6 protein-coding genes are annotated in these 6,000 nt (G+C 65.1%); all 6 read left to right on the forward strand.

The window, feature by feature from the left end:
• Positions 1–48 precede the first annotated feature (48 nt).
• The gene (ugpB, locus tag L995_RS00680) at positions 49–1,353 is read left to right on the forward strand and encodes a sn-glycerol-3-phosphate ABC transporter substrate-binding protein UgpB (protein WP_012207263.1); all 1,305 of its coding nucleotides are present in this window, start codon (positions 49–51) and stop codon (positions 1,351–1,353) included.
• A 123-nt stretch (positions 1,354–1,476) separates the two neighbouring features.
• Entirely contained in the window at positions 1,477–2,358 is an 882-nt protein-coding gene (gene ugpA, locus L995_RS00685; RefSeq protein WP_016445667.1) for a sn-glycerol-3-phosphate ABC transporter permease UgpA, read from the forward strand.
• 2 nt (positions 2,359–2,360) lie between these two features.
• The gene (ugpE, locus tag L995_RS00690; protein ID WP_016445666.1) at positions 2,361–3,209 is read left to right on the forward strand and encodes a sn-glycerol-3-phosphate ABC transporter permease UgpE; all 849 of its coding nucleotides are present in this window, start codon (positions 2,361–2,363) and stop codon (positions 3,207–3,209) included.
• Positions 3,210–3,295: 86 nt separating this feature from the next.
• Positions 3,296–4,306 carry a sn-glycerol-3-phosphate ABC transporter ATP-binding protein UgpC gene (ugpC, locus tag L995_RS00695; RefSeq protein WP_034364052.1) on the forward strand — a complete coding sequence of 337 codons (1,011 nt, stop codon included), beginning with the start codon at positions 3,296–3,298 and terminating at the stop codon, positions 4,304–4,306.
• Between the two features lie 90 nt (positions 4,307–4,396).
• Positions 4,397–5,161, forward strand: a complete 765-nt coding sequence (gene ugpQ / locus L995_RS00700) for a glycerophosphodiester phosphodiesterase (RefSeq protein ID WP_016445664.1) — start codon at positions 4,397–4,399, stop codon at positions 5,159–5,161.
• Positions 5,162–5,311: 150 nt separating this feature from the next.
• Positions 5,312–6,000, forward strand: a 689-nt coding sequence (locus L995_RS00705) for a DUF3772 domain-containing protein (protein ID WP_047468153.1), incomplete at its 3' end; no start/stop codon positions are given.

The raw sequence follows: 6,000 nt of genomic DNA on the forward strand, positions 1-6,000 counted from the left end.
CTTACCGTGGCAGCGGTCTGAAACCGTCACCGAACTAGAGGAGTCCTCATGCAACTGAAGCAACTGGCCATGGCGGCCGCGATCGCGGCCACCACCATCTCGGCACAAGCCCAAACCGAAATCCAGTGGTGGCACTCGATGAGCGCGGCCCTGGGCGACTGGGTGAACGACCTGGCCAAGGAGTACAACGCCAGCCAGACCCAGTACAAGATCGTGCCGACCTACAAGGGCCAGTATGACGAGTCCATGACAGCTGCCATCGCCGCGTTCCGCGCCGGCAATGCACCTGACATCCTGCAGGTCTTCGAAGTGGGCACGGCCACCATGATGGCCTCCAAAGGTGCCGTGGTTCCGGTCACCAAGGTCATGAACGACGGCGGCTTCAAGTTCGACCAGGGCGAGTACATCTCCGCCGTGGCCGGCTACTACACCGCCCCCAACGGCCAGATGATGAGCTACCCGCTCAACAGCTCGACCACCATCTTCTACTACAACAAGGACGCCTTCAAGAAGGCGGGCCTGGACGAGAACAAGCCGCCCAAGACCTGGCCCGAAGTGTTCGCCGCCGCTGAAAAGCTCAAGGCCTCGGGCCACCGCTGCGCACTGACCACGAGCTGGATGAGCTGGACCCAGCTGGAGAGCTTCTCGCTGTGGCACAACACCCTGTACGCGACCAAGAACAACGGCTTTGACGGCACCGATGCCAAGCTGGTGTTCAACTCGCCGCTGCACGTCAAGCACTTCGAGAACCTGGCCAAGGCCGCCAAGGACGGCAGCTTCGTCTACAAGGGCCGCGGCAACGTGCCCGACGCCGCCTTCGCTTCCGGCGAGTGCGCGATGATCACGGGCTCCTCCGGCCTGTACGCCCGCGTGGTCAAGGAAGGCAAGTTCGCCTTCGGCCAGTCGCAGCTGCCCTACTACGCCGATGTGAAGGGCGCCCCCCAGAACACGGCCATCGGCGGTGCTTCCCTGTGGGTGATGGCTGGCAAGAGCGCCGAACGCTACAAGGGCGTGGCTGACTTCTTCAACTTCCTGAACAACACCAAGATCCAGGCCGCCAGCCACCAGCGCACCGGCTACCTGCCCGTGACCACCGCTGCGTACAAGCTGACCGAGGCTTCGGGCTTCTACGAAAAGCATCCCGGCACCGACACCGCCGTGACGCAGATGATCCGCAAGACCACCGACAAGTCGCGCGGCATCCGCCTGGGCAACTTCGTTCAGATCCGCACCATCATCGATGAGGAAACCGAACAGATCTGGACCGGCAAGAAGACTCCCCAGCAGGCACTGGACACCGCTGTCACCCGTGGCAACGAGCAACTGGGCCGCTTCGCCAGGGCCAACAAGTAATCCTCCCATGTGATCTGCGGCGTGGCCGCTGCGCAGGCAGCCCGCACCGTGCATCACAGGCCCGCAACCGGCGGCCCCACGGCCATCCGGTTTGCGGGCTGTTTTGTTCTACCGAGTTCCGTCATGGAAAAACGCGTTCTTTTTCGATCCGCCTGGCTGCCGTGGCTGCTGATAGCACCACAGATGGTCATCGTGCTGGTCTTCTTTTTCTGGCCCGCAGGCCAGGCCATCGTGCAGTCTTTCCAGGCGCAGGATACGTTTGGCTTTTCCACCGAATGGGTGGGCTTCGCCAACTTCCAGCATCTGCTGGATGACCCTGCCTACCTGGCCTCGTTCAAGACCACGGCCATCTTTTCCCTGCTGGTGGCGGTGTTCGGCATCGCGCTGTCGCTGATGCTGGCCATTTTTGCGGACCGCGTGATCAAGGGTGCGCTCGCCTACAAGACCGCCTTGCTGCTGCCCTATGCGGTGGCGCCCGCCGTGGCAGGCGTGCTGTGGGTGTTCATGTTCTCGCCGTCCATCGGCGTCGTGGCCTATGCGCTGCGCATGATCGGCTATGACTGGAACCACCTGCTGAACTCCGGCAACGCCATGACGCTGATCGTCATCGCCGCGATCTGGAAGCAGATCTCCTACAACTTCCTGTTCTTCCTTGCGGGCCTGCAGTCCATCCCCAAGTCGCTGATCGAGGCCGCCGCCATCGACGGCGCGGGCCCCATGCGCCGCTTCTGGGACATCCAGTTCCCGCTGCTGTCGCCCACCACGTTCTTCCTGCTGGTGATGAACGTGGTCTATGCCTTCTTCGACACCTTCGGCATCGTGGACGCCACGACCCAGGGCGGTCCGGGCCAGGACACCTCCATCCTGGTCTACAAGGTCTATCACGATGGCTTCAAGGCCATGGACATGAGCGGCTCGGCTGCCCAATCCGTCGTGCTGATGGTGATCGTGGTTGCACTCACCGTGATCCAGTTCCGCTATGTTGAGAAGAAAGTGCAGTACTGATCATGGTTGAACGCAGTCCTCTTCTGACCTTTTTCTCGCACCTGATCATGGTGCTGGGCGTGTTGATCGTCGGCTTTCCGCTGTACCTGGCCTTCGTGGCCTCCACGCACACGCCGCAGGACATCATCCAGGTGCCCATGCCCCTGGTGCCCGGCAGCAACTTCTGGGAAACCTACAAGGCCGCGCTGTTCGGCGGCTCGGGCCCTGGCTCCAGCGCGCCCGTGGCACGCATGATGTGGATCAGCTTCGTCTCGGCCATGGTGATCACCGTGGGCAAGATCGCGATCTCGCTGCTGTCGGCATTCGCACTGGTGTACTTCCGCTTCCCGTTCAAGAAGATCTGCTTCTGGCTGATCTTCGTGACCCTGATGCTGCCCGTGGAAGTGCGCATCGGCCCCACCTACGAAGTCGTCTCCACGCTGGGCATGCTCAACAGCTACGCCGGCCTGACGATTCCGCTGATCGCCTCGGCCACGGCCACCTTCCTGTTCCGCCAGTTCTTCCTGACGGTGCCGGACGAGCTGGTGGAGGCCGCCCGCATCGATGGCGCCGGCCCCATGCGCTTCTTCAAGGATGTGCTGGTGCCGCTGTCCAAGACCTCGATCGCGGCGCTGTTCGTGATCCAGTTCATCTACGGCTGGAACCAGTACCTGTGGCCGCTGCTCGTGACCACCTCGGAAGACATGTACCCCGTGGTCATCGGCATCAAGCGCATGGTGGCCAGCGGCGATACCGGCAACGACTGGAACGTGGTGATGGCGACGGCCCTGCTGGCCATGCTGCCGCCCGCTGCCGTGGTGATCCTGATGCAGCGCTGGTTCGTCAAGGGCCTGGTGGACACCGAAAAGTAAGCCGTCCACCGCCCCCACCCACCGTATAGAACCCCGCAGAGCAAGCGCCAGCGCCCTTCGCTCTGCGACTCAACCAGAATCTTCGTATGGCATCCATTTCCTTTCGCAACCTGATCAAGCGCTACGGCCACGGCCCGTCGGCCAACCAGGTACTGCACGGCGTCAACGCCGAAATCCAGGACGGCGAGTTCGTCGTCATCGTCGGCCCTTCGGGCTGCGGCAAGTCCACCCTGCTGCGCATGGTGGCGGGCCTGGAAGAGATCTCCGACGGCCAGCTGCTGATCGGCGACAAGGTCGTCAACGACGTGGAACCGGCCAAGCGCGACATCGCCATGGTGTTCCAGAACTATGCGCTGTACCCGCATATGTCGAACTACGAGAACATGGCCTACGGCCTGAAGATCGCCAAGGTGCCGCCCGAGGAGATCAAGCGCCGTGTGGACAAGGCCGCCAAGATCCTGGAGCTGTCGCACCTGCTGGACCGCAAGCCGCGCCAGCTGTCGGGCGGCCAGCGCCAGCGCGTGGCCATGGGCCGTGCCATCGTGCGCCAGCCCAAGGTCTTCCTGTTCGACGAGCCGCTGTCCAACCTGGACGCCAAGCTGCGCGGCCAGACCCGCATCGAGATCCAGAAGCTGCACGCCGAGCTGGGCATCACCAGCCTGTTCGTGACCCACGACCAGGTCGAGGCCATGACCCTGGCCCAGCGCATGATCGTCATGAACGGCGGCGTGATGGAGCAGTTCGGCACGCCCGAAGAGGTCTACCACACGCCCGCCTCCACCTTCGTGGCCAGCTTCATCGGCTCGCCCCCGATGAACCTGCTCAAGAACGCGCCCGGCGGCACGACCGGCCGCATCCTGGGCATCCGCCCCGAGCACCTGGTCGTCGTCAACGAAGGCGGCTGGGAAATCAAGGTGGACACCGTGGAAATGCTGGGCGCCGAGCGCCTGGTCTATGGTTCGCTCAATGGCGAGACGATGACGGTACGCATCGACGAAGGCGCGCCCTTCCCCAAGTCCGGCGAGACCATGCGCGTGCGTCCTTCCGAAGAGCGTCGCCTGCACTGGTTCGACGCAGAAAGCGGCAAGCGGATCTGATCCCCTGAAGGCCGGCTCTCCGACCTTTTCCAAGAGAGCCCCAGAGGCTCTCTTTTTCCATCCAAGCTCCCTTCTTTTGACGGACTCGCCATGACCGAGAACCTGAAATCCTGGCCCTACCCCCTGTGGGTGGCCCACCGTGGCGCCGGCAAGCTGGCGCCCGAAAACACCATGGCCGCTTTCCGCCTGGGCGCCGCGCACGGCTATCGCATGTTCGAGTGCGATGCCAAGCTGTCTGCCGACGGCGTGCTGTTCCTGATGCACGACGCCACGCTGGAGCGCACCACCAACGGCCACGGCACGGGTGGCGACCTGTCCATGGGCGAGATCGCCCAGCTCGACGCCGGCAGCTGGCACTCGCGCGCATATGCGGGCGAGGCCCTGCCCACGCTGGAAGCCCTGGCGCGCTGGTGCCTGGCCAACCACTTTTTCCTGAACGTGGAGATCAAGCCCACGCCGGGCCAGGAAGAGGCCACGGGCCGCGCCACGGGCGAGCTGATGAACCGCATCTGGCCCCAGGACCGGGTCCCGCCGCTGTTCACCTCGTTCAAGACCGATGCCCTCAAGGGCGCACGCGACACGGCGCCCCACATTCCGCGCGGCCTGCTGGTGGACAGGCTGGCAGACGCCACGGGCGACGCCGACCTGCGCACCGCGCTGGAATTGGGCTGCGCAGCCATGGTGCTCAACCACGCGCTGTGGGATGCAGCCCTGGTCGCCAAGGTGCATGGCGCGGGCCTGCGCTGCAGCAGCTACACGGTCAACGACGAATGGGCCGCACAGCGCCTGATCGACCTGGGCACGGACGGCGTCATCACCGACCGTGTCGATATGTTCAGTCCCGCATCGCGCTGAGACGGCTGCCGGCTGGCGGGGCCGGACCTTTGGAAACAACCGCTGCAGCGGCCCGCCGCACAATGTGCGTCCATGACACCGCCCTGCAGCCCTCTTCCGCAGCGCCCCACGTGGGCACAGGCCCTTCGCCCATGCCTGGCCATCTGGCTGATGGCTCTGGCGATGCTGCTCCTGTCTGCACCCGGCCCGGCCCAGGCCCAGGACGGCGCCACAGCCGCGGGCGCGACCGCAGAAGACGGCCGGCCCGCCCTTCCCAGCGTAGACGATCTGCGCAAGCAGCTGGACGCCATTCCCCACAAGCTGGCCGAGGACGATGACGGCCGCAAGCTGCTGGACGAGGCTGCAGCCATTGGCACGGCAGCCGACCAGGTGGCGGCCCGCCGCACCGAGGAACTGGCCGATATCGATTCGCGCCTGGCCGGCCTGGGACCGGCGCCCGAAAAAGGCGCCCCCGCCGATGCGCCCGATGTGGCCGAGCAGCGCGCCAGCCTGGCCAAGCAACGCAGTGCCGTGGATTCCGAACTCAAACTCGCGCGGCTGGTGTCGGTCGATGCCGACCAGCGCGGCAACGAGCTGATACGCCAGCGCCGCGAACAATTCCAGGCCGCGCTGACGGCCCGCACCGATTCACCGCTGGGCCGCCCCTTCTGGCGCAATCTGAGCACCGCCGCGCCCCTGGACGCGGCGCGCCTGCAGGGGCTGGGGCGCGAGCTGCGCCAATCGGTGAGCTCCACCTTGGCCTCCGATCGCCGGGGCGGCTTTATCGCCAGCCTGGCCGCTGCCTTGCTGATCGCCCTGCTCGGCCCCTGGCTGGCCGAGCGCCTGCTGGTGCGACGCGG

The sequence above is a fragment of the Delftia sp. ZNC0008 genome (assembly GCF_000799035.1).
Taxonomy (GTDB): domain Bacteria; phylum Pseudomonadota; class Gammaproteobacteria; order Burkholderiales; family Burkholderiaceae_C; genus Comamonas; species Comamonas tsuruhatensis.